Source organism: Robertkochia marina (assembly GCF_004799345.1).
Taxonomy (GTDB): Bacteria; Bacteroidota; Bacteroidia; order Flavobacteriales; family Flavobacteriaceae; genus Robertkochia; species Robertkochia marina.
The window spans coordinates 918,356-944,821 of the sequence record NZ_SSMC01000002.1 but is presented as its reverse complement, the minus strand read 5'-3'; the positions used below and the strand labels follow the sequence as shown (position 1 = coordinate 944,821).

The following is a 26,466-nucleotide window of genomic DNA, read 5'->3' as shown; positions in this document are numbered from 1 at the left end:
TAAACCCGGCAGCGCACAACATTTAAAGGGTTCTGCCGGGTTCATTATAAAATTTAAGGAAATGAAAAATGCAAAAATCGTTTCTTCAGGGATGTATGTGCCTGAACAAAAGGTTTCAAACCAGTATTTTAATGAAGTGTTAGGAGAAGATGTAGATACATGGCTCCGTGAAAATGTACATATACACAACAGACGTTGGTGTTCTGATGAGGAGTCTACTGCCGACCTTTGTGAAAAAGCTGCCCGGCAATGTCTTGACAGAGCCGGACTCTCTGCCGATAAGGTGGATCTGATCATTATTGCAACGGATACTCCCGAGTATATATCACCTTCTACCTCTGCCGTAGTACAACACCGCCTCAATGCGGTAAATGCAGGTACTTTTGACCTGAATTCAGCCTGTGCCGGTTTTGTGACCGCCATGGAAACGGCTACTCACTTCATTCGAAGCGGGAGTGTTACCAATGCCCTTGTGATCGGGGCTTATGCCATGAGTAAATATCTCAATAAGGAAGACAAAAAGACGGTCACCTTGTTTGCCGACGGGGCAGGGGCTGTGTTACTTACCGCTACCGCCGAGGCAAATAAAGGTTTTCAGGCCGGAAAGATGATGACCAAGGGTGAATATGCAGACTGGATGGGTATCTATGCAGGAGCCACAAGCACCCCTGTAAACTGCTCTGTGATTCAGGAAAAAGATCACCAATTAAAATTTGTGAAAAAATTTCCACCCGAATTAAATCCTAATACCTGGAGTCAACTCGCTCTGGACCTTTCCAAGGATATGAATATCGATGTGAACGATGTAGACCAGTTTCTGATCACCCAGATCAATATTAATGCTATTTGGGAGACCTTACGTATCTTGGGAGTGCCCAGAGAAAAGGCCCATACCGTGATGCATGAATACGGTTATACCGGTTCTGCCTGTATCCCGATGGCCTTTCATGAAGCCTGGGAAAAAGGTAAGGTCAGTGAAGGAGACACCCTCTTTTTTATCGGGTCGGGTGGTGGACTGGCTTTCGCAGCCAATGCTTTTATACTTTAATGCAAAAAGAATGTGGATATGATTAATACCTTCGATTGGTTTTCGAAATGGTCTGTATACAACGGTGAAAAGACCGCTATAAAGATCGGGGAATCCGGTGAGACCTATACGTACAGGAAATTAAATGAAGCGGCTAATTGGCTGGTAACAGAGTTGAAGAGTAAATTTAAGCTGGGTTATGGAGACAGGGTTGCCATCATTAGTGATAACAGTATCTATCAGATCCTGTTGTTTGCTGCAGCGCAAAAATCAGGAATTATCCTGGTACCCCTGAATTTCAGACTGGCCCCCCAGGAGCTTGATTATATGCTGCAAGATTCCGGGAGTAAGCTTTGTTTTTATAATAAACAAAATATAAACCCGGACCACCTTGCTTTTGAAAACCCGATGATCTCCATCACCGAATTGGAGAAAAGCTTTGAACATAAGGCCGAAGGTACGGTAGCAGAATTAAAGGAAGACGATCCGGTTTTTATACTGTATACAAGTGGTACTACCGGATTTCCCAAAGGTGCGGTGTATACGCATAAAATGCTTTTTTGGAATAGTATTAACACGGCGCTCAGCCTGAACCTGGCCAGTAATACCACCACCCTTAATTGCATGCCTTTGTTTCATACCGGTGGATGGAATGTATTTCTGACCCCGGTGCTGCATCACGGAGGTACGCTGCTGCTATTTAATAAGTTTGAGCCGGCCGTAATCCTTGACTGTATCGAAGAAGAGCGGTTAGACCTTTTTATGGGAGTACCTACCATGCTGAAAATGATCGCCGACGAACCTGATTTTGTTTCCCGTGATCTTTCATCTTTAAAGTATTTGATCGTAGGGGGAGAGAGTATGCCTATTCCTTTGATAGATATGTATCATCGAAAGGGAATTCCTGTAAGACAAGGGTATGGCTTAACCGAAGCCGGACCTAACCTAACCTCTCTTCATCAGGACGAGGCGAAACGTAAGGAAGGCTCTATTGGGAAGCCCAATTTTTATGTAGACATCCGTATTGTAGATGATCACGGTAATGATGTTCAAAAGGGAGAGCGAGGTGAATTAATCATTGGTGGCCCTATGGTAAGCCCGGCCTATTGGAATAACGAAAAGGCCACTAAGGAATCCAGGTTCGGAACATGGTTGAGAACCGGAGATGTGGCCCTTCAGGATGATGAGGATTTCATCTATATCGTAGACCGTAAAAAGAATATGTACATCAGTGGAGGAGAGAATGTATACCCGGTAGAGGTAGAGCGTGTGCTCCTCTCTCATCCTTCTGTAAAAGAAGCCGTGGTCATAGGAGTGCCTCATGAGAAATGGGGAGAATGCGGGGTGGCTTTTATCGTGGGGGATAAGGATTTCTCAGAACAGGAGATCAAAGACTTCTGCAGTGATAAGTTAGCGAAGTTCAAGATTCCTTCTGTGGTGGTAAATACCCCAGAGATCCCGAAAAATGATACAGGGAAACTGAACAGAAAGGTGTTAAAGGCTTCTTACCTGGAAAAAAATGAGTACGAAATGAATTAAACTAAGTTCTTCATATTTAATTTTATAGTTATTATTGAAAAAAGCAGGGTTATTGTTGCCCTGCTTTTTTATGGAAGTATATCATCGGTAAAATCCAGGTGACAGGATCCCTCCCCCGGTCATGGTAGGTGATAATGCTTGTAAATTTTTACGCTTATATTTAGAGAATAATTCTCACTATATGAATGTTTTAATCGCCTCTGATAAATTTAAAGGCTCTCTCTCTCAGGAACAGGTGAATAGCATCCTTGCAGAGGTCATCTCTGAAGTGAAACCTGAGGCTAACATTCGAATTACGGCACTATCTGATGGTGGAGATGGATTTTTGAATACAGTGGGGGGTACATTATCAAATGCCGAATTAAGAACTCTTAAAGTTTCTGATCCCTTATTCAGAAAAAGAGAAGCAGCCTTTCTTTTCGATCTGGCTACAAGTCGTGCATATATAGAATTTGCCAGGGCTTCAGGAATGGAGCTGCTGAATGAAGAGCAGCGAAACCCTTTTGAAACGTCCTCTGTAGGCGTGGGGCAAATGATAGAACGCGCTGTACATATAGGTGCTAAAGAGATCTATGTGGGGCTTGGAGGCAGTGCCACCAATGATGGGGGCATGGGTATTGCACATGCAGTTGGATTCAGATTTATGGATAAGGACGGTATAGCTTTAAAGCCTTGTGGTAAAAACCTTGAAAAGGTGGTTGAGATTATTCCACCTTCTTTGAATCCGATATCTAAGGTGAAGATCTTTGCAGTGAACGATGTGAACAATCCACTATATGGTGTACATGGGGCGGCCTATGTTTATGCCGGACAGAAAGGAGCAAATGCATCAGAGATTAAGGTCTTGGACCATGGGTTGCGACATTTTGCTGAACAGGTAAGCAAAATGACCGGATATGACTATGCCGGGCTACCGGGCAGCGGTGCTGCGGGAGGAGCGGCGTTTGGTTTGAAATCCTTCCTTGAAGCCCAATACATTAAAGGCATTGATTTTATGCTTAAAATAACAGGTTTACGTCCACTGTTGGTTGATAGGTATTTTGACCTGGTTATCACCGGGGAGGGTAGTATTGATGATCAGACACTAAGCGGGAAACTGGTTGCAGGCCTGGGTAGGTTGGCTGCTGATTCAGGAATACCGGTCATTGCCTTTTGCGGGGTTTCATCGTTGACGAGGGTGCCCCCATCAGCTATGGGCTTAAAGACTGTGGTCAGCATCAGTAACCCTGAAAAAGATCTGGATTATAATCTTAAACATGCTGAAGTTTTGCTGCGTGAAAAGGCGTATGCCTTCTTCAGCACATACAATTTTAAAAATTAAAACAAACCCGTACTATGTTTCTTCTGCTCCTTCTGGCCCTGGTGATCTTACTGGTTATATTTCTATCTGTTAGGTTCAAACTACACCCGGTATTTTCATTAGTATTTGCAGCTTTGATCTGTGGGGTGTTATTAGGGAATGAACCGGGAGCGTTGATAGACCTGCTTAAGGAAGGTTTTGGCGGCACCTTGGCAGAGATTGGGTTGGTGATAGCCTTTGGCACCATTATAGGCATTTTTATGGAGAAGAACGGCTCTATGCAGGCCCTTGCTTCAGCCATCCTGAAATTACTGCCTTCAAAATGGTCGCCCCTTGCCATGAATGCAGTGGGTTTTGTGATATCGGTCCCTGTATTTTGCGATTCCGGTTTTATAATACTGTCTTCCTTGAATAAGGTATTGAGCAGGAAGAGCGGGATACCCCTGGTGGTGTTTGCAGTTTGTCTCTCTACGGGCCTTTATGCTACCCATGTTTTTGTGCCACCCACTCCGGGCCCGTTAGCCGCTGCCGCCATACTTGGCGCAGAAGTGGGCCTGGTAATGATGATAGGTATCATGGTAGCCATTCCTGTGGCTTTTGCAGGAGCGGTTTGGGGCTTTTATTTAAACAGGTCAATTGGAGAACTACCGAAACAGGGTAAAGAGCTCTCACAGCAGCAGGAAACCAGTTGGGCAGGTACCCCATTAACTTTAACCATGCTCTTGCCGGTTATCATACCTATTTTATTTATAGCCATGGGTTCTGTGGCCGAATATGCCGATGATCATATGCCGGATACTGTTCTGAAAAGTATGCTGCAGTTTCTGGGAGCCCCTGTAATGGCCTTGCTATTGGGAGCCGTTATAGCCCTGGTCACTACCGTTGCAGATAAGGCTGCAAAGACTGATTGGGTGGGCACTGCTTTAAAAGACGCCGGTAGTATTATTATCATTACGGGGGCGGGTGGAGCCTTTGGGAACGTGTTGCGAAGTGCAGACCTCGGAGCCCTGTTGCAAAGTGAATTTAACCTGGCCGGCAGCGGACTGTTGATCGCCTTTATTCTTGCAGCCATTTTAAAATCAGCCCAGGGATCGTCTACGGTGGCAATTATTACTACCGCAGCTATCCTTTCTCCCATGTTGACCCAATTGGGTGTTGATACTCCGGTAGAGAAAGCCTTAACCGTTCTTGCCGTTGGTGCCGGTGCTCTTACGGTCTCTCATGTGAATGACAGTTATTTTTGGGTGGTGAGTCAATTTTCAGATCTCAGTGTAAAACAAGCCCTGTCAAGTCATACTCTTGCTACAGGAATACAAGGGCTTTGCGGGATCACCATTCTTTTGGTTTTGCAGTTCTTTTTTGGTTGAAAAGGCTATCTTTTACCGAAAAACGCACGCATGATTACCTTGATACTGTAGAATCCCATGGCAATGGCCGCAATGGCCAGCAGCACCCCAACGATTAACACCGGCCAGTACATCGGGTGGGTTTGATTCTTAAAGGCTTGGTAGATAACCACAGGAGCAGAAAACATTAGGAGTAGGGTATAGGCAAAATATTTAAAGCTCTTGAACAGTAATTCCCGGTCTGTCTTACTCATATACTACGTTTGATGCTGTAAAAATACCAATTCTATTCGATAACCAGGGTTTGCGAAAAGGCTTCAACAACGGCAAAATAGCCCAGGGTATAACTTTCAAAGTCGTTTTCAGGGCCGAGAATATTTCCTTTCGCAGCGGTAACCGGGGTTTGAAAGGGGGTAAGCCCGTCTTCTCCACTAAGGGTGAGCACCTGGTCCATATAATTGATCAGTTCCTGGTTGGCTCCCATAAGGAAAACTTCGAGGGTGTCGCCGGGTTTGGCTGAATCGTGGAAATAGGAAAACTCAAAGTCCTGCCCTTGGTAGAAAGTATCTTCCTGGGTAAAATATTCACCCTGATCATAATCGATCAGGTAATAATTGGTTTGATCTCCAGGGTCTGAATAGCCAATAATGATCTCAATGTCATCTTCACCAAATAATTCTCCATCACCTTGTTCCAGTTTGTTGATTGGGGTAGAGGGGGTAAAGGTGTTCGTGGCAGTATACAAGTTTCCATTATAGATCACCCGAAGTTCCAGAACTCCATCGGTAAGAATATCGGTATCTACCACCGCACTGTAATTACCGTTGTTATCATCTGAATTTAGAGTGGTTTGTTGATCTGAAGCAAGGTTGCTGAGCCTGATCTCAGCATCATTTACAGGGGTGTTCTCTTCGAAAAAATTACTGCTTATGGCCAGGCGTACCGAGACCCGGTTGGAAGGTAGTTCGGTATTTACTCTGATGAGGGCATCAACAACCAACCGGGGTTGAGGGTCTTCAAGTTCAACATCGATCACATCTTCACAACCGCTAAAAGCGAGTGTTATGATAAAGTATAATAGAAGCCTTTTCATGAGTTAAAAATTAAAATTATAGGTCACAGAAGGTACGATACCAAAGATGGCTGTACGCACTGCCTCGTTCGTTCCACTGTCTGAATTTCTTCTGAAATTGATAGAGGCGGCATTTCTGCGGTTGTATACGTTATAGATACTGAACACCCATTCGCCCTGCCATTTTCGAGTCAGGTTTTTATCGGGGTTTAAGGTCACCGATAGGTCAAGTCGGTGATAATCGGGCAATCGGGCCTCATTTCTTAAACCGTAATACGGAACAGATAAGCCCTGAAATTCAAACTGCCCAACCGGGTAATTGGTGGGCTGACCTGTCTGGTACAGGAAATTAGCATTAAAATTCCATTTGCGGTTGAGCTGGTAGCCTCCGTAAAGGGAGAGGTCATGAGTTTTATCCCATGGTGTAAAATACCATTCCCCGTTATTAATTCCGGGTTCTTCTACCGGGCTTCCGTTTAATAATGTTGTTCCTCTTCCGGGGGTGCGTTGTTCCGAACGACTGAGGGTATAAGAGAGCCACCCTTTAAAATTCCCGGTATTTTTACGAAGAAGAAGTTCAAGACCGTAAGCCCTTGCTTCTCCGTTAAGAATTACACGTTCAATATATTCCTTGGCAATGAGATTGGCGCCGTCTATATAATCAATTCGGTTATTAATGGTCTTGTAAAAAGCCTCTGTTTCCAGGGAATAGGTACGATTGCCAAATTCTCTGAAGTACCCTACGGCAAACTGATCAGATAACTGAGGTTCTATATAAGGACCGCTGGGGGTCCAGACGTCGAGAGGGGTGGGCGAATTGGTGTTTGATAATAAATGCAGGTATTGGGCAACATGCATGTAACTGGCTTTGATGGCATTCTGCTCGTTCCAATGAAAGGTGGCCGATATTCTCGGTTCAAAGTTCATGAAAGTCCGAAGGGTTTCGCTCCGGTCAGAGGCAATGATCGCAGCAGCCTCAGCCTCCGTGTAAATCCCTAATTCAGGATCAAATAACACAGGATGATCATTGTCATACACGGCATATTCTTCCTGTCCGAACCGTGTAAAATGACTCCAGCGCAATCCGTATTGAAGACTCAGGTTTTTGGTGATCTCTTGTTCAATATCTGCATAGACGGCAAATTCGTTGGCATATTTTTTAACCAGCTGGGCATCAACAATACCGGAGTCTTCCCGGTTCGGGGTAATTCGCCCGGGATTGAACGTATAGTAGATGTTGTTCAGCCCAAAATTGAATTGGAAGTTATTACTGAGGTAATACTTGAGGTCGTATTTAAGATTCATGTTTTCAATTCCCGAATCCCATTCAAACCCTACAAAGTCAAGCTCCAGGCCATAATCGTAATCAGAATAGATGAGGGAAAGGTTTGAGAAAAGTTTGTCTGAAAACAGGTGGTTCCATCTGAAGTTGAAAACAGCATTTCCGTAGTAGTTTATGAAACTATCCTCAACGGTAAACCGGTCACGGCCAAAATATCCTGAAAAGTAAAAGCTGTTATTCTGGTTGGGCTTATAACTGATCTTGGTGTTAAGGTCGTAAAAACTGGCCACATTATTTATATCTAACAGCGGAAGAAATAATTGTGCGTAAGAACTTCTGCCACCCAGTAAGAAGGATGATTTTCCTTTTGAAATAGGACCCTCAACCAGCAGCCTGGAGGCTACTACTCCTATGCCTCCATTAATTTTAAAGTCATTTTTATTTCCTTCTTTTTGATAAATATCCAATACTGAAGATACTCTGCCGCCGTAGCGGGCAGGAATACCCCCCTTAAAGAGTTTCAGGTCTTTGATGGCATCGGGATTGAATACTGAGAAAAAACCGAATAAGTGAGAGGAATTGAAAATAATAGCCTCATCCAGAAGAATGAGGTTTTGATCTGCCGCACCACCGCGTACATTAAACCCTGAAGCACCTTCTCCACCGTTAGATACTCCGGGTAGCAGGACAATAGATCTCAAAACATCAGATTCTCCTAAAACCACCGGTATGTTTTTAATAGTGGCAGAACGAAGCGCATTAACGCTCATTTGCGGACGATTGATCTCTAATTGTTCAGCATCCTCAGAAACTACCACTTCATCCAGGAGCTCTGTATCTTCCTCCAGCTGCATGTCTAAACGCATATTGTTTTCCAGGTCGATCTCCCGGGAGACACTTTTAAAGCCTAAGGCCGAAAAAACCAGGGTGTATCTGCCCCGGGGGAGAGTCAGAGAATAAAAGCCATATACGTTTGAGGCTGTGCCAAGGCGGGTTCCCTGCGCCAGTACGGAGGCCCCGATAACAGATTCCTGCCCGTTTGATTCGGTGATCTCTCCGCTGATAGTGAAATTTTCCTGGGCGAGCAGGGCAGGCAATCCTGATATAAAAAGCAGGAGGAGGCAGAAGCGCCTCATTACTTTTTGCATAACTTTTTAGCGATAAAGTTAAACAGAATTTTCCGTTTAATTCTATAAGGAATTCCATAAAAAAGGGCCTGTTTCTTAACAGGCCCCTTATTTAACTTTTGCTTAAAGGAAAGATCTATGCGTTCAGCTTCTCAAGGATCTCATTAAAGAGTGCGCTTGGTCTCATAGCCTTACGGGTTTTTTCTTCCTCAGGAAGGTAATAACCTCCAATATCGACAGGCTGACCTTGTGCTGCAGCCAGGTCGTTCACAATAGCCTCTTCGTTCGCAGTAAGGGCTTTGGCAACAGGGGTAAACTCTTCCTTCAGTTCTTGATTTCTGGTTTGCGCTGCAAGTTCCTGAGCCCAATACAGGCACATATAGAAATGACTGCCTCGGGTATCGAGTTCTTTTACCTTTCTCTTGGGCGATTTATCGTTGTCAAGGAACTTTTCTGTGGCAGCATCAAGGGCTTCAGCTAGCACAAGTGCCTTTTCATTGTTGTATTTGTTTCCGTAGTGCTCTAAAGAAACAGCCAGGGCCAGGAATTCTCCCAGAGAATCCCATCTTAGGTGTCCTTCTTCAACAAATTGTTGAACGTGCTTAGGAGCAGATCCGCCGGCACCGGTTTCAAACAGCCCTCCACCATTCATTAACGGCACTATAGAAAGCATTTTTGCACTGGTACCAACTTCCAGAATAGGGAAGAGGTCGGTCAGGTAATCACGAAGTACGTTCCCTGTTACCGAAATAGTGTCTTTCCCTGCTTTGATGCGGTCAAGGGTATAAAGAGTAGCCTCTTTAGGAGCCATGATCTTGATCTCAAGGCCATCAGTATTATGATCCTTCAGATATTTCTCTACTTTTTGAATCAACTGAGCATCGTGGGCTCTGTTCTTATCTAACCAGAAAACGGCGGGAGTATTGGTTTTTCTGGCTCTTGTTACGGCTAATTTCACCCAATCCTGTATAGGAAGGTCTTTTACCTGGCACATTCTCCAGATATCACCTTCTTCTACCTTGTGTTCCAGAAGAATATTTCCGTCTGCATCAGTTACCTGGACGGTGCCTGCTTTGTCGATCTCAAAGGTTTTGTCGTGAGAACCATATTCTTCAGCCTTTTGAGCCATCAGTCCGATATTTGGAACGGTTCCCATAGTGGTGGGGTCAAAAGCTCCGTGTTCTTTACAGAATTCTATGGTAGCCTGGTAAACTCCTGAATAACTGCTGTCGGGAATAACAGCCTTGGTATCCTGCGGATTCCCCTCGGCATTCCACATCTGGCCTGAGTTTCTGATCATAGCCGGCATAGAGGCATCGATGATCACGTCACTGGGTACATGAAGGTTGGTAATACCCTTATCTGAGTTTACCATAGCCAGATCCGGTTGCTCATTAATGATCTCCTCGATACGGGCTTTGATGGCATCTTTGGTGGCAGAAGGAAGTTGCTCCAGTTTGTCAAGAAGGTCTCCTAAACCATTGTTTTCATTGACTCCGATCGATTCGAGTTCAGGTTTAAAAGATTCGAAAAGATCTTTAAAGAAGATCCTTACAGCATGCCCGAAAATGATGGGGTCAGAAACCTTCATCATGGTTGCCTTCATATGAAGTGAGAAAAGAACGCCTTGCTCTTTGGCATCTTTCACCTCTTTTTCGAGGAAGTTCACCAGGGCATTTTTGCTCATCACACTGGTATCGATCACCTCTCCTTTGAGAACTTTTAAACCTTTTTTAAGGACATTAACAGCACCGTTCTCTGTAACGAGGTGAATGCTTAGTTCTTTTTCCTGATCAAGGGTCAGTGATTTTTCGGTATGTCTGAAGTCACCCTCGCTCATGGTTGCAACATGCGACTTAGAGTCTGCGCTCCATGCACCCATTGAATGAGGATTCTTTTTGGCATAATTCTTAACGGCTTTAGGGGCGCGTCGATCTGAGTTACCCTCGCGAAGTACAGGGTTTACCGCACTTCCTTTTACGCTGTCAAAACGAGCTTTGATCTCTTTCTCTTCGTCATTCTGCGGGTTGTGTGGGTAATCAGGAATATTAAAGCCTTTTGATTGCAGTTCTTCAATGGCATTTTCCAATTGTGGGATAGAAGCACTGATATTGGGGAGTTTAATGATATTGGCTTCCGGAGTTTTTGCCAGTTCACCAAGTTGGTGAAGAGCATCGGGATAAGCCTGTTCAAGTCGTTCAGGGAACACTGCGAGTATTCTTCCTGCAAGAGAAATATCAGCTGTTTCTATATTTATATCTGAAGATGAGGTGAATGCCTTTACCACAGGTAACCAGGAATAGGTTGCCAATGCAGGGGCTTCATCAGTCTTAGTGTAGTAAATTTTTGGTTTATGTGCCATGTATCTTAAGAACTTATTTTATTAAACTGCGCAAATATACAATTTTAAAGCTGTTTAACGCATTCTTAAGGCCCTGGGGAAATGTCAAGAAATACTTAAAAAAACAAAAGCCATATCATGACATAAATGAGATGATATGGCTTTTTTGGAAATAGTCAATACTACAATTATTAACTCTATACAATTAATTCAACTACACTGATTGACCATTTCCTGATGAGATATCTTTTAACACCTGTTAATGATGTAAATGATACCTCTACAATTAACAATCCAATTTCCTAATAAACCGGATTCTTCCGACTCCGGGTTTTCGGCACTGACCATTCAATTCTATGAATGATTCAAACTTTCTGTGGAATCCTTCACTACTGGAGGTAGCAGTAATTCTTCGAGACGTAATTAAATTGTAATGAAATATTATGATTAAGAACGTTTTAGAAATGCTAAGATACGCATAAATGCTTAAAAATCAATTAATTAACATCTTAAGATATCAACATCTTTGCAATAGGCCTTATGCTGAGTTATGAACAAAAAAAATCCCGCGGTATGCGGGATCTTTTGTACTATAAAGAAAGACGTTCTTACTTACGAACTTCTTTGATTCTTGCTTTCTTACCGGTAAGACCTCTGAAGTAGAAAATACGAGCTCTACGAACCTTACCTCTTTTGTTGATCTCAATTTTTTGAAGAGCAGGCATATTGATAGGGAAGATCCTTTCAACACCTACAGTACCCGACATCTTTCTGATGGTAAAAGTTTCTGAAGTACCGGTACCTCTTCTTTGAATTACTACCCCTCTAAAGAACTGAGTACGGGTTTTATCACCTTCCTTAATTTCGTAATACACGGTGATAGTATCTCCAGCTGAGAATTCAGGAAATTCATTTCTTTCTACGAACTCGTCCTGAACAAATTTTACTAAAGCTTCCATTTTGCTATTTTTAAAAAATTAATTCATACCAACATTCACGATTATCGCCAGAGGTTGATCTGAAATTGGATGCAAAAATAATTATTTAATTTTAATATACAATCCTTTGACTTAAAAAGCTTACTCCTCAAGCAGATCAGGTCTTCTTTCCTGCGTTCTCAGGAGGGCCTGTTGTTCTCTCCAGGCTTCGATCTTTGCAAAATTCCCGCTGAGTAATACGTCCGGCACCTTCATGCCTTTGTATTCTGCAGGCCTGGTGTACACCGGTGGCGCCAGCAGATTATCCTGAAAAGAATCGGTTAGGGCAGAGGTCTCATCATTCAATACGCCGGGTATTAGTCTTATTATGGCATCGCACAGTACTGCCGCTCCCAGCTCTCCGCCAGACAATACATAATCTCCTATAGAGATCTCGCGGGTAACAAAACGGTCGCGAACCCGTTGATCGACCCCCTTGTAATGACCACAAAGAATGATCATATTGCCCTTAAGTGATAATTCATTAGCAATACCCTGGTTCAGAGTTACCCCATCGGGTGTCATATAAATGATCTCATCATATGGGCGTTCGGCCTGGAGGGCGCTAATGCATTTGTCTATAGGTTCGATCATCATCACCATGCCTGCACCCCCGCCAAACTGGTAGTCATCCACCGTTTTATAATTGTTGGTAGTATAGTCACGAAGGTTGTGAAAATGCACTTCCACAAGGCCTTTCTCTATAGCCCTTTTCAAAATAGAGGCTTCAAAAGGACTTTTGATCAGGTCAGGAAGTACGGTGATGATATCAATTCGCATGAGTGAATGAATTTTTGCAAAGATGCAAAATATTAGTCTATGTTGATGCCGCCCCCTTAAAACAAAAACACTCCCGGGAAGGGGAGTGTTTGTGCTTGTATGATGAATTCTATTACTTTGATTTCTGCATCTTCTGCTTGTTGATCTCGTCTTGCAGTTGTCTTCTCGCTTTTTGCTCTCGCTCTAAGGCCTTTCTTCGGTGTTCTTCGTATTCCATTTCCAACTCAGATAACGATTGCTTGGCCTGTTGGGTAATGGTATTCGCATTTTTGAACTTGTAGATAAAAAGAATCAGAACCAGAGTGAGGGCCGCAACAATACCCCACATGATCGACTTGTATACAGGTTTGTTGATCAGGGTGCCGAAAAAAGAGATGCTGTCTTTTTCTTCGGTAATATTGCTCAACTGCTCATTAATATTGGCCAGCTCTTCTTTTAAACCATCAATTTCGGCCTTCTGAGTAGCAGTAAGTTCCTTGGTCGAGCCCAGCTCTTTTTCAAGTCGTGCAATAGAGTCAAGGGTATTCTTTTTTAAGGTGTTGAGCCATTCTGTTTTAACTACCTTGTAGTTACGGTAGTTATTGGCCTCTTCCATCACATATTCAAATTGCTTGTCTATGCTTCCGTCATTCAATGATAACTCTTCTTTCTCCTCCTGGGCCGAAACCGCAAAACTTACCATCAGCGATAAGGCAAAGGCAGCGAACAAGTTCTTTTTAGTCTTCATCATGTCCTTAAAAAATTAATATTTGGGATGCAAATTTATGTTTTTACTTGGTAACGTACATAAATTTTAGATATTGTTTTCAAAGAAAAAAAATCCATCAAGTAATTGACTACTAGTAATATGTGAATCTTCTTACTTTGGCAATGTATTTAGCCAAACGTATCACCTGTTGGCTGTAACCGTACTCATTATCGTACCAAATATAAAGAACGGTGTTCAGACCATCTTCGGATACCAGAGTAGCTTTACTGTCATAAATGGCAGGAGCAGAGGTTCCTACGATATCTGAAGAAACCAGTTCGTTGTTAAGTGAATATTTAATTTGCTCAACAAGTTCACCTTCCAGGGCATATCTTTTCACAATACTGTTAATGGTATCCTTGTCGGTTTTTTGCTGCACCTGTAAGTTTAAAACTACCAGGGAGCCATTAGGTACGGGTACTCTGATGGCGTTAGAGGTTAATTTGCCTTCCAGTGATGGCAATGCTTTTGATACCGCCTTTCCGGCACCGGTTTCAGTGATCACCATATTTAATGCAGCAGCACGTCCTCTACGGTACTTATTGTGCATATTATCAACCAGGTTCTGGTCGTTGGTATAAGCATGAATGGTTTCCAGGTGGCCCTTTTCTATCCCCAGGGTATCTTCAACAACTTTTAGGATAGGAGTAATGGCATTGGTGGTACAAGATGCAGCAGAGAACACATGGGTGGTATCTGGGTCGTAATTGGTGTGGTTCACCCCATGAACAATATTGGGCACTCCTTTACCAGGTGCGGTGAGTAGCACCTTGTCGGCACCCTTTGATTTGAGGTGTCTGTTAAGAGCCTCTTCATCTCTGAAGGCACCTGTATTATCAATTACCAGGGCATTTTTAATCCCGTAAGTGGTGTAGTCAATATCTTCAGGTTGGTTGGCACTGATCAGGTATACAGTAGTATCATTGATAATCAAAGCCTTTTTCTTGATATCAATAGCTACGGTACCTGGAAAATCTCCGTGTACGGAATCATTCTCCAGGAGGGAGGCTCTTTTTTCCAATACCTCTTCTGTGATCTCTCCTCGGGTAACGATGGCACGTAATCTTAATTGAGAGCCGCTTCCTGTTTTGAGCATTAACTCTCTGGCAAGTAGTCGACCGATTCGTCCGAATCCGTATAATACCACATCTTTCGGGCGAATTTCACCTCCGTTCCAGGCATCTTTGAGTTTATGGTGTACAAACTCACTTGCATCTTCCTTATGGTTGTCTTCCAAATGATATTCATAGGTTAGTTTTCCTATGTCGATCTTGGCTGCCGGAAGATTCATATCTCTGATGGCGTGCGCGATCTCTACGGTATCAAAAATGGAAATGGGTTTTTCTACGAACTCAGCGGCATATTTGTGCAGGTTCATTACTTCACTGATGCTTTTGTCGATCAGCTGATTTCGGAATAAGACAAGTTCAATGGAATTTTCATACCATAGATCACTGACCACTTTGATAAAATCAACGGCTGCCTTGCGACGATCAGCCTGATACGCAAGTTCCTTTTCGTAGGTACTGGTTAAACTCATAATATGCAATTGTTAGCTTAAAGAATTTGCGGCAAAAGTATATATTTCAAACGTTTTCGTGAAATTATTTCTTTTAAAAAAAAGGGCCTTCAGATGCAGGCCCTTTTTCGTGCAGATTTATTAGTTTTAAACTAGTTAATCTCTGATGTAGATCCTTTCGCGTTCTCCGTTTTCATTAATCACTAAAATACTCAGGCTTCTGTACTTACTGAGGTTTGAAATAGCCTCTTTAACATCGTCAATAGATGCTGTTTTCATATCGTTAATAGCAACCAACACCTTGCCTTCTAGATCAAAGTTGCCCTCCTTCCAGTAACTCACACTGTTTACGATCTTAACACCTTCGATGTCGCCCATTTTTCTTATATCCTCTTGAGAGAGCTCTTTGACAGATAGCCCCAGATTACGAATGTCGTACGTGGTGTTTTTGAGCAGGGTAACCGGTACGGTAATTTCGTTACTGTTTCTCAGGATAGAGAGCGAAACACGGTCATTGGGACGTTTGCTTCTCAGGTACCCGGTAAGATCGGCAAATTTGCTCACTTTAATGCCGTCTATCGATTTAATAATATCGCCACTTTGAAGGCCTGCCTGATCGGCCCCTGAATCTTCAATGATCTCATCAATATAAACCCCTTCGGTTTCATCAATACCTTCGGAAACATTTTTAGCATCTATTCCCCTGATCCCAATATTTCCGATCTGTACGTTTCCGAATTCCATAATATCCTCTACCACCTTTCGGGCAATATTACTGGGTACCGCAAAAGAATACCCTACATACGACCCGGTTTGAGAGGTGATGGCAGTATTGATCCCGATCAGCTCTCCTCTGATATTCACCAGGGCCCCGCCGCTGTTACCGGGGTTAACCGCCGCATCGGTTTGAATAAATGACTGAAATCTGTCGTCGCGTTCGTCCAGATCTCTCGCTTTGGCACTTATAATACCTGCCGTCACTGTTGAGGTTAGGTTAAACGGGTTTCCAACCGCAAGTACCCATTCTCCCAGTCTGACCTGGTTTGAATCTCCGAAAGCGAGATAGGGCAGATCTTCTTCAGGGTCTATTTTCAGTAAAGCAATATCGGTTTCGGCGTCGGTTCCGATGAGTTCTGCGGTATAGGTCTTGTTGTTATTCAATGTTATTTGCAGCTCTGTGGCATTGGCAATAACGTGATTGTTAGTTACAATATAACCGTCGGGAGAAATAATAACTCCTGAACCGGTTCCAACCTGTGCCCTGGGTGTTCCGCCTGAACCATAGTAAAAGTCAAAAAGACTGGTAGGGGCCTTACTAATGGTAACATTCTTAACGTGCACCACTGCATGCACTGTGTTTTCGGCGGCTTCAATGAAGTTTACGTCATCTGCAGAAGTAGCCACAGCAGGAAATGAAGTATTAATAAATGGAGTTTGCCTCTCGGAGGCATCTGTGATAACCTGCCGGGGTTCAAAAAACACCTTATAAGCTCCTAATGTTACGGCTCCACTAATCAAAGCCAACAAAAATAAACTAGAAATTTTCTTCATGGTTTAAGTCCTTGTTTATGTTTGATTAACAATTAAAATTACTTGAATATTGCATCGTTGTTAGCGATTTAACCACACTTTAACAATAGCATTGCGGGTAACATTATTGTATATTTGCAACCTATTATTCCAGGTGATGAAACTTCAATTTTACAAATACCAGGGTACCGGCAACGACTTTATCATGATCGATAATCGCGATATGTTATTTTCCAAAAATGATACCAAACTCGTACAACGACTTTGTGACAGAAAATTTGGCATAGGTGCTGACGGGTTGATACTTTTGGAAAATGATGATGACACCGATTTTAAAATGGTGTATTACAATGCCGACGGGAATCAAAGTACAATGTGCGGTAACGGAGGCAGATGCCTGGTGGCCTTTGCCAAAGAGATAGGCGTTATTAGTGACCGGGCCGAGTTTATGGCTGTAGACGGTCTGCATCGTGCAGAATTTCAAAACGACGAGGTGGTACTGGAAATGCAACCCGTAGACCTGGTGGAGAATTTTGAAGGGTACAGTTACCTGGATACCGGGTCGCCCCACCATGTGCAGCTTATTGATAACCTGGAATCGCTGGATGTTAAGCAGGAAGGCTCCAGGCTGCGTTATGGTAAATACGGGAAGGCCGGCAGTAATATTAACTTTGTAAAGAAACTTAAAGACGATCTGTTTGCTGTACGCACCTATGAAAGGGGTGTTGAAGATGAAACCTTATCATGCGGAACCGGGGTTACTGCTGTTGCCCTTGCCATGTATGACCGAGGGTATACGAAAAACAGCGCAGTAGGTTTGGAAACTCCCGGAGGCAGACTGGAGGTGCTCTTTGAAGCAAATGACAAGGGGTATAAGAACATAAAACTCAAAGGAAAGGCAGAAAAGGTTTTTGAAGGAATACTAGAATTATGATCACATTAAAAGGCGATACCTGTTACTTAAGGGCGTTAGAGCCCGATGATCTTGATTTTCTCTATACCCTGGAGAACGATGAAAAGGTATGGGAGGTCAGTGAAACGGTGACGCCTTATTCGAAGTTCGTATTAAAAGAATACCTGGCTAACAGTCACCGGGATATATATGAGGTAAAACAATTGCGTTTGGCCATCTGTGACTATCAGCATAAGCTTCTTGGTTTTATTGATCTGTTCGACTTCAATCCTAAAAACAAAAGGGCAGGAGTTGGCATTGTGATCCTCGAGCAAGAGAACAGAAATAAAGGTGTGGGCAGAGCGTCGCTCACCTTATTGATCAACTACGCCTTTGAGGTACTTGACCTCCACCAGTTATTTGCCAATATCAATGAAACCAATGAGGCCAGTATTCATTTGTTTTCCAGCCTTGGTTTTGAAAAGATCGGTCTGAAGAAAGATTGGGTTTCCAGAGGCGGCACCTATTATAATGAATTGATGTTCCAAAAGATTAACCATGTACATTAAAAAGATTTTATTGATCATTGCCCTGCTCGGTGTGGTTGCAGGAGGCGTGTTTGTGTATAATATTTATCAATCTATTTTTGCTCCCAATACGGCTTTTCAGGAAGATGAGGTGTATCTTACAGTGGCCTCAGACGACACCTTTAAAGATGTCGTCAGAACGATCAGTCCGATGATCAAAGATCCGGAGAGTTTTGTTTTGGTGGCCGGGAAGAAGGGATATCCTTCCAATTTGAAGTCAGGAAGATTTCGCATCAAAAAGGGGATGAATAACAACGAGATTATTAACTCGATCAGAAGTAAGAACATTCCTTTAAATATTTCATTTAACAATCAGGAGCGCCTGGAGGATCTCGCCGGAAGAGTGGCAGAGCAGATTGAGGCCGACAGCCTGGAGTTACTGCAGAGTTTTACAGACGCTGAATTCCTTGAAGCTAACGGGTTTGACAGGAATACGGCTCTGGCCATGTATATTCCCAATACCTATGAATTTTTCTGGAATACGGGGGCTGATCAGTTTCGCGATCGTATGCTGAAGGAGTATCATCGGTTTTGGAATGACGACCGGGTAACCAAGGCAGAGCAATTGAATCTTAGCCCGAAAGAGGTTACTTCCCTGGCTGCTATCGTTCAAAAAGAAACGGCCAAGGTAGATGAGAGGCCGAGGGTTGCGGGGGTGTACCTGAATCGTATCAGAAAGGGCATGCCTTTGCAGGCTGATCCCACGGTGATCTATGCGCTAAAAAGGACCTCAGGCGATTTTGATATGGTTATCAAACGAGTACTGAATAAAGACCTTCAGGTTGACTCTCCGTATAATACTTATAAGTACCGTGGCATACCACCCGGGCCCATCGCCATGCCTGACATTTCTTCTATAGATGCAGTGCTGAATGCAGAGTCTCATAATTACCTCTATTTTGTTGCTGATACGCAGAATTTCGGGTATCACAAGTTTGCGAAAACCCTTTCTCAACACAATGAGAACGCCAGGGAATACCGCCAATGGATTGATCATCAAGGAGTTAAGCGATAGTAGATTTTTTCTTACATTTCATCAGGTTCTTGTGGAGCCTAAAGATTAAAGGTGTATATTTGTCGACCAAATTTTAAGCAAATATTCCTTAAAGAATACCGCTTAAGAAATGTAATTTAATGGGTAAACAGTTGTTAAAATTAAATTGTTTAATAGCGAGTTTAATTTTAATTGTAAGTTTTGGTTTTTCTTCTTTAAAAAAGACCGAAGAAGTTCATTTAGCTTATTGTGCAACAGAACCCCTTAAGTATGATGTTGCAATGACCTACGAGAACCGGGTGAATGTGAATCCGCCCTTTCTCGGAAAATCCTTTAATGGATTTAAAGAAGCTCTGGCTCATAGTGAATCCAGGGGAAATTATTTTGTAATTAATTCCTTTGGGTACATGGGGAAGTATCAGTTCGGATCATCGGCCATGAAAGCGGTTGGTGTGAAAAGCAAAGAAGAATTCCTCAGTAATCCCGCTATGCAGGAAAAAGCCTTTGAGGTGATCCTGCAGCGTAACAAATGGATACTTCAGGATTATATCGAGGAGTATGCAGGGAAAGAAGTTGGCGGTGTGCGGGTTACCGAATCCGGAATCCTTGCCGCGGCTCATCTTGCCGGAGCATTAAGCGTTAAACGCTTTCTCAGATCGTATGGGAAGGTTGGCTTTAAAGATGCCTTCGGGACATCGATTCGTTATTATATGACGAAATTTGCCGACTATGATGTTTCGCATATTAAACCTATGCGAAAAGCCAGGATCTGACAATCAATTTTGAAAACAACTAACAACCAAAAACCCGGTCTTTTTAAGGCCGGGTTTTTTTATTTCAGGAGGCGTGTATGATAAAAATGGCCGGCCGCTTATGAAGGTCGGGCTGGCTCTTTTTCCACTCCGCAATGGGTTTTGTGACAATATACTCTGAAGCCAGGGTGATGTCGGTGGCAATGCAAAGACGGGTGTCAGGTTTTAATCCCTGAATGAGGTCTCCCAGAAGCTTGTTGTTGCGGTAAGGGGTTTCAATAAATGCCTGTGATTGTTGGAGTTCACGCGAGCGTCGCTCGAGGTTTTTTATCTCTTTTCTGCGCTCGTTCTTCTCAATGGGCAGGTACCCGGTAAATGCAAAGCTCTGTCCGTTCATACCGCTTCCCATCATAGCCAATAGAATGGAAGAGGGACCTACAAGGGGAACTACCCTTATATTTTTTTGATGGGCCAGGGCAACGATATCAGCTCCCGGATCTGCGATTCCCGGGCAACCGGCCTCTGAAATAATACCTATATCTTGTCCTTCAAGGCAGGGTTTTAAATAGGAGTTGAATTCTTCGTGGCCTGTATACTTGTTCAGGGTATACAGAATGAGTGAAGGCTGTGGTTTGTTGGGGGTGATGCGCTTAATAAAACGACGTGCCGTTTTTTCATTTTCTACTATAAAATGAGTAGTATTTTCGATGACCCGTTTAATAGATAAAGGTAGTACTTCCAGGGGTTCTGTGTCTCCCAGTGTTGTGGGTATAAGGTAGAGTTTGCCGCGTTGGGTTTCGGTATTTTCCATTGGAGTAAATTCTTGGTTGAAGATACGAAATATCGCAGAGGTTGCCGCTTACAGGATCTTTTGCAGTATCTTATCGCAGGCCTGGTCGAGCATTTTGTAAACCTTGTCAAAGCCATTATCACCTCCGTAATAAGGGTCGGGAACATCCATGTTTTCTCCCGGAAATACTTCGTTCAGAATCATATGAACCTTAGCTTTTGAAGTTTCATCGGGTGCCATGGAAATGATGTGATTGTAGTTGCTTCTGTCCATGGCGTAAATGAGATCGAAATCCCGGAAATCGCTTACAGAGAACTGTCGTCCGCGTTGAGATCGGATATCAATGCCGTATTTATCGGCAATAGCAATAGAGCGAGGGTCTGGAGCTTCTCCGATATGATAATTCGAGGTTCCTGCAGAATCAACCTGTACTCGGTTGACAGGAGCTTTGCGCTTTAATACGCCCTCGGCTAATGGAGACCGGCAAATATTGCCAAGACAAACCATTAAAACCTTTACGGTTTTCATTACTGAGCAAATTTTTTGTTCAGATCATCGATGTATTTTCTAAACTGCTTGTCGGTCTCGGCAAGGTTATCGACAGTTTTGCAGGCGTGCAATACAGTTGCGTGATCTCTCTTTCCGATCTGTGAGCCAATGCTGGCCAGAGAGGCCTTGGTGTATTTTTTAGCAAAGAACATTGCCAATTGCCTGGCTTGTACAATATGGCGTTTCCTGGTTTTTGACTGAAGCGTTTCTACATCCATAGAGAAATATTCGCTGATCACTTTTTGGATGTAATCAATGGAAACCTCTCTCTTGGTGTTCTTGACAAACTTTTCAACCACTTGTTGCGCCAATTCAAGGGTTACTTCTTTATGATTAAAAGAAGATTGAGCGATCAGGGAAATGATGGCTCCCTCGAGTTCGCGAACATTTGTTTTGATGTTCTGGGCAACACAATTGATGATCTCATCCGGCATTTCCACCCCGTCTCTGTACAGCCGATTCTTTAAGATGGAGATCCGAGTTTCGTAGTCCGGACTTTGAAGTTCGGCAGATAATCCCCATTTAAAGCGCGACAAAAGACGTTGTTCAATATCCTGCATGTCAACCGGGGCCTTGTCTGAGGTTAATATAACCTGTTTCCCGTTTTGATGAAGATGGTTGAAAATATGAAAGAATACATCCTGAGTACCTGATTTACCGGAGAAAAACTGTACATCATCTATAATGAGTACATCGATCAACTGGTAGAAATGAATAAAATCATTTCTGGTATTCTTCTTTACAGATTCAATGTATTGCTGCGTGAATTTCTCAGCAGAGATATATAAAACTGTTTTCTCAGGGTATTTGTCTTTGATCTCTACTCCAATAGAATGCGCCAGGTGGGTCTTACCAAGACCAACACCTCCGAATATCAATAAAGGATTAAAAGAGGTTCCTCCCGGTTTGTTGGCCACTGCCAGACCGGCCGAACGTGCCAGCCTGTTGGAATCACCCTCGAGGAAATTATCAAAACTGTAGTTCGGGTTGAGTTGCGACTCGATCTTGATGTTTCGAATGCCCGGAATTACAAATGGATTTTTGAGCTCGGGATTCTTGTTCTTTACCGGAACGTCTAACTCCTGGGGAGTCATATTGGCACGGTTAGAACTCGGAATACTTTCGGTATAAGGTTGCTTGTTGCCGTAGGTGTTCTCCATGCGGATCACATAGACCAATTTGGCATTTTCTCCCAACTCTTTGGTAAGGGCAACTTTTAATAACTTCACATAATGTTCTTCAAGCCATTCGTAAAAGAATTTACTGGGAACTTGGATACTAAGAGCATTATCTGTTAATTTTACGGATTTAATAGGTTCAAACCATGTTTTGTAGGCCTGAGGTTGGATATTATCTTTTATGAACGTAAGACAATTCTTCCATACTGATTCCGCAGTTAAGTTCATTACCAGAATTAATTTTGTTTAGTTAGTCAGGAGCGATAACAGGTCAAAAAAGACGAGTGAGTTATCCCATTTAGGTCAAACAAATATGTGAACAATTATTTTAAAAAAAAAATGAAAAGGTGGTTGATTTTGCCATTTTTTTTTCGCATGCTATTTAACGATTTTTTCACAAAAATATAATCTACAAAAATTCCCTTTTAAAATGAAAAAAACTCAGGAAATTAACATAAGAGTCCGATACGGAGAAACCGATAAAATGGGAGTGGTTTATCATGCGAATTATGCTCAATACCTTGAAGTTGCAAGGGTTGAATGGTTGAGGGCTCTTGGAATTTCCTACAAATGGATGGAAGAAAATGGGGTTATGCTTCCTGTGATTTCTCTTCATATTGATTATAAAAATCCTGCTCGGTATGACGATCTTCTTACGGTGTCTGTGGGGCTTAAAAAGACCCCGGGAGTGAAGATCGAATTCTGGTATGAGATTCGTTCTGAAGACGGTACGATTTTAGTCGAAGCAAACACCGTTCTGGCCTTTATTAACACCCTTACAAATAAACCTATGAGATGCCCTGATTACATCCTTGAAAAATTATAACTGTAAGAAAAAACCTAAATAGGGTTTTAAAGATCTTTTGGAGCCTGTAAGATATTATTTCATTCTACCACAAGGAGTTAGCACGCTAAAAATGATGAGTTTAAGTTCAGCAGGCAGAATGCTGCAGGTTAATAAGAGTTAAATTCGACCATATGTAGGAAAATTTCGGTAATTTTCAAGTACTTCAATCATCACTACATATGTCTCTTAAGAATATCACTCTGATCGGCTTCTTGTACGCTTTCTTCTTTTCTGCCTATGGGCAGCAAAACGTATATTTTCGTTTCAATCAATTAGGTTATAGGCCCCTCGATCAAAAGGAGATTTTCATCGTAAGTGAGGCAGAACTCGACGAATGCAACGTTTTTATCTATGAACGGCTAAATAATCGAAAAGTTTTAGAGATTCAGGCCGTTAAAATGAAGAAGGGCTACTATGAGCTTGAGCACATTTACAGCCTAGATATTTCACCCATACAAAACCCTGGCGTTTATTATTTGAAATATGGGGAGACGCAAAGCGGAAGCATTCGTATTGAAGATAATGTTTATGTGGGAGCTGCAGATTATCTGTTGCAGTACCTGAGATCTCGCCGGTGCGGTTATAACCCGTATTTTGGCAAAAGTTGTCATACCGATGATGGTATAATTATCTATCATCCGGAGAGGAGTGGAGAGAAGATCGATGTGACCGGTGGGTGGCATGATGCGTCTGACTACCTTCAGTATGTTACTACTTCGGCCAATGCTACGTACCAGTTGTTGTTTGCCTACGAGCAGAATCCTCATGCCTTTGCCGACGCTTATGATGCAAGGGGAGATGCAGGGAGTAATGGGATACCGGATATAATTGATGAGGCCAAATGGGGCTTAGACTGGTTGGTTAAAATGAATCCGGAGCCTGGGGTGATGTTTCACCAGATCGCTGATGACAGGGACCATCGCAGTTTCGATTTTCCATATGCCGATACCCTGGATTATGGATATGGAAAGGGAAAGGAGCGCCCGGTATATTTTGTTACCGGAGAACCACAGGGGTTAATGCATTACAAGAACAGGTCTGATGGGAAGGCAAATATTGCAGGTAAATTTGCATCCTGTTTTGCGCTGGGATCCGAAGTTTTAAAACCCTTTTATCCTGAATTCGCAGCAAGCCTGTTGCCAAAGGCAGTAGCGGCCTTCAAAGAAGGGGAGGCTTTTCCCGGGGTGTGCCAGACAGCCCCGTGCAGGGCGCCCTATTTCTATGAAGAAGATAATTGGGTAGATGATATGGAGCTCGCAGCCATTCAGTTGTATCAAAGAACCGCTAATGAGGAGTATCTGGAAAAATCCCTGCGATATGCGGCAGAAGAACCCGTTACACCCTGGATGGCCAAAGATAGTGTGAGTCACTATCAATACTATCCCTTTGTTAATCTGGGGCATTATTACTTGTCAAAAGAAACCGGGGGTAAATCAGCAGGTGCGTACTATAAGGAAGGATTGCTCGAACACCTCGAAAGGGGGCGTGAGAACATATTCAATAATGGAATTCCGTTTGTGTGGTGTTCCAACAACCTTGCTGCTGCCATGTTGACTCAAATGAAGTTGTACAGTAATAATCAGAGCCCTTTACCCGGGTTGAATACTACCGAGGCTTCACTGCGTGACTGGTTGTTCGGGAAAAACCCATGGGGCACTTCCATGGTGGTAGGGTTACCCGAAAATGGAGATTATCCTGAAGATACCCATGCAGCCATTTCTCATTACAGTGATGCAGAGCCGTGGGGAGGTTTGGTAGACGGCCCTGTATATGGAACGATATTTAGCAGCCTTAAAGGTGTAAAGCTCTCTGAAAATGATGAGTATGCCGGTTTTCAAACCAGTCGGGTGGTTTACCACGACGACTGGGCCGATTATTCTACCAATGAGCCTACCATGGATGGTACTGCCAGTCTTACCTATTATTTGTCGTCTCTGGTATCGGCATCATTGCCCGAAATAAAAGGTGAAATTACCAGGGGAGCAATTACAAGAGGTGATACTTCAAAAAAGAAGATCGCGCTTATATTCACAGGGCATGACCGTGCCGAAGGTTATGAGAAGGTAAATACTGTACTCGCTACGAATAAGGTGAAGGCCTCATTTTTTCTGACCGGTGATTTTTACCGAAATCCGGATTTTCGGGAAATGATAGGGAGTTTGAGGGAGCAGGGTCACTATCTCGGTGGTCATTCAAATAAACATCTTTTGTATTGCAGTTGGGAAGATCGCGATTCTTTACTGGTTGATCGGGAAAACTTCGAGAAGGACCTTCGCGAAAATTACAAGATCATGGCGACCCATGGCATCAAGAAGGAAGATGCCTATTATTACCTGCCACCCTACGAATGGTATAATGATAAAATTTCCCAATGGACATCAGATCTGGGTTTGAAGTTGATCAATCATACCCCGGGAACCCATAGCAATCAGGACTGGACGGTACCTGAAATGGGGGAGGGCTATTTTTCCAACGATAAGATCTGGGATCAAATTATGACCTACGAGAAGGAAAAGGGGTTGCATGGGTTCCAGCTGTTGTTGCATTTTGGAACCGATCCTGCTCGAAAAGAAAAGTTCTATAACCGGCTGGAAGAGCTAATAAACGATCTAAAAGATAAGGGCTATGAATTCGTCAGGATCGATGAGTTACATGTCTGAAAGAATTCGAAGGCTTGAATAAGCTAGACGGGAGACACCTTTACCTGGTATAAGGGTTCAAAGGCCGGGATGACCTGTTCTGCAAGACCTTTTCTCACACTGATCTCGATCTTACAGGTGAGACCCATTTCCTGTTCGATCAGGTTGAGTTGCTTTTCTTTAATGACCCGCATAACATGACTCATGTCTTTGTATTCAAATTCCAGTATGAAATGCTGATCGATCGTCTTTTCTACAAGGGTCGATGCTTCCAGTGCAAATTGTGCTGAGGCCTTATAGGCCTGGATCAAACCGCCAACACCTAATTTTGTACCTCCAAAATATCGAACAACCACTACCAGGACATTGGTGAGTTCAAAGCTTTGGATCTGGCCATAAATGGGCATTCCTGCAGAGTTTGATGGTTCCCCGTCGTCGTTAGCTCTGAATCCGGGATTTTCTGTGCCTATTTGCCAGGCATAGCACCAGTGCCTGGCGCTATGGTGCTTACTTTTCAGCTCTTCCAGAATAACCTTTACCTCTTCTTCGTTCTTCACCGGGTATGCGTATCCGTAAAACTTACTGCCTTTCTCTTTGAATAAGGTTTCTTCTCCCGGATGGTCAAGTGTTTTGTAGGTGTCGTTTTGCAT

The 26,466-nt window shown here is 43.1% G+C and carries 23 protein-coding genes; 10 read left to right on the top strand and 13 right to left on the bottom strand.

Going from position 1 to position 26,466, the window contains the following annotated elements:
• The first annotated feature begins 61 nt into the window (after positions 1 to 61).
• The 4 genes from E7Z59_RS10585 (at position 62) to E7Z59_RS10570 (ending at position 5,233) form a co-directional block, all read left to right on the top strand.
• On the top strand, positions 62 to 1,048 hold the full coding sequence (locus E7Z59_RS10585; RefSeq protein WP_136336287.1) for a 3-oxoacyl-ACP synthase III family protein: 987 nt from the start codon (positions 62 to 64) through the stop codon (positions 1,046 to 1,048).
• Between the two features lie 18 nt (positions 1,049 to 1,066).
• Entirely contained in the window at positions 1,067 to 2,566 is a 1,500-nt protein-coding gene (locus E7Z59_RS10580; protein ID WP_136336286.1) for a class I adenylate-forming enzyme family protein, read from the top strand.
• Positions 2,567 to 2,747: 181 nt separating this feature from the next.
• Positions 2,748 to 3,887, top strand: coding sequence for a glycerate kinase (locus E7Z59_RS10575; protein WP_168731286.1), 1,140 nt, complete (start codon positions 2,748 to 2,750; stop codon positions 3,885 to 3,887).
• A gap of 14 nt (positions 3,888 to 3,901) precedes the next feature.
• Positions 3,902 to 5,233 (top strand): GntP family permease, encoded by a 1,332-nt coding sequence (locus E7Z59_RS10570; RefSeq protein ID WP_136336284.1) that lies wholly within the window; start codon positions 3,902 to 3,904, stop codon positions 5,231 to 5,233.
• A 5-nt stretch (positions 5,234 to 5,238) separates the two neighbouring features.
• Here E7Z59_RS10570 and E7Z59_RS10565 read toward each other — a convergent pair whose 3' ends face one another.
• The 9 genes from E7Z59_RS10565 to E7Z59_RS10525 all read right to left on the bottom strand — a co-directional run bounded on the left by E7Z59_RS10565 (position 5,239) and on the right by E7Z59_RS10525 (position 16,609).
• Complete coding sequence (locus E7Z59_RS10565; RefSeq protein ID WP_136336283.1) at positions 5,239 to 5,466, bottom strand: DUF6095 family protein; 228 nt, start codon at positions 5,464 to 5,466, stop codon at positions 5,239 to 5,241.
• Between the two features lie 32 nt (positions 5,467 to 5,498).
• On the bottom strand, positions 5,499 to 6,305 hold the full coding sequence (locus E7Z59_RS10560; protein ID WP_136336282.1) for a DUF4249 family protein: 807 nt from the start codon (positions 6,303 to 6,305) through the stop codon (positions 5,499 to 5,501).
• A 3-nt stretch (positions 6,306 to 6,308) separates the two neighbouring features.
• On the bottom strand, positions 6,309 to 8,714 hold the full coding sequence (locus E7Z59_RS10555; RefSeq protein ID WP_242015668.1) for a TonB-dependent receptor: 2,406 nt from the start codon (positions 8,712 to 8,714) through the stop codon (positions 6,309 to 6,311).
• 115 nt (positions 8,715 to 8,829) lie between these two features.
• A complete protein-coding gene (locus tag E7Z59_RS10550) occupies positions 8,830 to 11,055 on the bottom strand; it encodes an NADP-dependent isocitrate dehydrogenase (protein ID WP_136336281.1) in 2,226 nt (741 codons plus the stop codon).
• 587 nt (positions 11,056 to 11,642) lie between these two features.
• Entirely contained in the window at positions 11,643 to 11,993 is a 351-nt protein-coding gene (gene rplS / locus E7Z59_RS10545) for a 50S ribosomal protein L19 (RefSeq protein ID WP_136336280.1), read from the bottom strand.
• Positions 11,994 to 12,113: 120 nt separating this feature from the next.
• Entirely contained in the window at positions 12,114 to 12,791 is a 678-nt protein-coding gene (trmD, locus tag E7Z59_RS10540; protein ID WP_136336279.1) for a tRNA (guanosine(37)-N1)-methyltransferase TrmD, read from the bottom strand.
• Positions 12,792 to 12,903: 112 nt separating this feature from the next.
• On the bottom strand, positions 12,904 to 13,521 hold the full coding sequence (locus E7Z59_RS10535; RefSeq protein WP_136336278.1) for a tRNA (guanine-N1)-methyltransferase: 618 nt from the start codon (positions 13,519 to 13,521) through the stop codon (positions 12,904 to 12,906).
• Positions 13,522 to 13,630: 109 nt separating this feature from the next.
• The gene (locus tag E7Z59_RS10530; RefSeq protein ID WP_136336277.1) at positions 13,631 to 15,079 is read right to left on the bottom strand and encodes a glyceraldehyde-3-phosphate dehydrogenase; all 1,449 of its coding nucleotides are present in this window, start codon (positions 15,077 to 15,079) and stop codon (positions 13,631 to 13,633) included.
• Between the two features lie 135 nt (positions 15,080 to 15,214).
• The gene (locus E7Z59_RS10525; RefSeq protein ID WP_136336276.1) at positions 15,215 to 16,609 is read right to left on the bottom strand and encodes a S1C family serine protease; all 1,395 of its coding nucleotides are present in this window, start codon (positions 16,607 to 16,609) and stop codon (positions 15,215 to 15,217) included.
• A gap of 136 nt (positions 16,610 to 16,745) precedes the next feature.
• On the opposite strand from E7Z59_RS10525, the gene dapF reads away from it, so the two are divergent.
• The 4 genes from dapF to E7Z59_RS10505 all read left to right on the top strand — a co-directional run bounded on the left by dapF (position 16,746) and on the right by E7Z59_RS10505 (position 19,834).
• Entirely contained in the window at positions 16,746 to 17,522 is a 777-nt protein-coding gene (gene dapF / locus E7Z59_RS10520) for a diaminopimelate epimerase (protein WP_136336275.1), read from the top strand.
• The gene (locus E7Z59_RS10515; protein WP_136336274.1) at positions 17,519 to 18,049 is read left to right on the top strand and encodes a GNAT family N-acetyltransferase; all 531 of its coding nucleotides are present in this window, start codon (positions 17,519 to 17,521) and stop codon (positions 18,047 to 18,049) included. Before dapF ends, E7Z59_RS10515 begins: the two co-directional genes overlap by 4 nt.
• Entirely contained in the window at positions 18,039 to 19,082 is a 1,044-nt protein-coding gene (mltG, locus tag E7Z59_RS10510; protein WP_136336273.1) for an endolytic transglycosylase MltG, read from the top strand. The genes E7Z59_RS10515 and mltG overlap by 11 nt, the downstream gene beginning before the upstream one ends.
• Before the next feature lie 260 nt (positions 19,083 to 19,342).
• A complete protein-coding gene (locus tag E7Z59_RS10505; RefSeq protein ID WP_242015669.1) occupies positions 19,343 to 19,834 on the top strand; it encodes a peptidoglycan-binding protein LysM in 492 nt (163 codons plus the stop codon).
• Between the two features lie 64 nt (positions 19,835 to 19,898).
• Here E7Z59_RS10505 and E7Z59_RS10500 read toward each other — a convergent pair whose 3' ends face one another.
• The 3 genes from E7Z59_RS10500 to dnaA are packed head-to-tail and all read right to left on the bottom strand — an operon-like array spanning position 19,899 to position 22,558.
• A complete protein-coding gene (locus E7Z59_RS10500; RefSeq protein WP_136336271.1) occupies positions 19,899 to 20,624 on the bottom strand; it encodes an SAM-dependent methyltransferase in 726 nt (241 codons plus the stop codon).
• A gap of 48 nt (positions 20,625 to 20,672) precedes the next feature.
• On the bottom strand, positions 20,673 to 21,131 hold the full coding sequence (locus tag E7Z59_RS10495; RefSeq protein ID WP_136336270.1) for a low molecular weight protein-tyrosine-phosphatase: 459 nt from the start codon (positions 21,129 to 21,131) through the stop codon (positions 20,673 to 20,675).
• Positions 21,131 to 22,558 (bottom strand): chromosomal replication initiator protein DnaA, encoded by a 1,428-nt coding sequence (dnaA, locus tag E7Z59_RS10490; protein ID WP_136336269.1) that lies wholly within the window; start codon positions 22,556 to 22,558, stop codon positions 21,131 to 21,133. The genes E7Z59_RS10495 and dnaA overlap by 1 nt, the downstream gene beginning before the upstream one ends.
• A gap of 202 nt (positions 22,559 to 22,760) precedes the next feature.
• Here dnaA and E7Z59_RS10485 point away from each other — a divergent pair, with 202 nt between their 5' ends.
• Complete coding sequence (locus E7Z59_RS10485; protein WP_136336268.1) at positions 22,761 to 23,156, top strand: acyl-CoA thioesterase; 396 nt, start codon at positions 22,761 to 22,763, stop codon at positions 23,154 to 23,156.
• A 200-nt stretch (positions 23,157 to 23,356) separates the two neighbouring features.
• The gene (locus E7Z59_RS10480; RefSeq protein ID WP_136336267.1) at positions 23,357 to 25,837 is read left to right on the top strand and encodes a glycoside hydrolase family 9 protein; all 2,481 of its coding nucleotides are present in this window, start codon (positions 23,357 to 23,359) and stop codon (positions 25,835 to 25,837) included.
• Positions 25,838 to 25,860: 23 nt separating this feature from the next.
• Here the strand turns inward: E7Z59_RS10480 and E7Z59_RS10475 are convergent, their stop codons facing one another.
• Positions 25,861 to 26,466: an IMPACT family protein gene (locus tag E7Z59_RS10475; RefSeq protein ID WP_136336266.1), complete on the bottom strand. Its 606-nt coding sequence runs from the start codon at positions 26,464 to 26,466 to the stop codon at positions 25,861 to 25,863.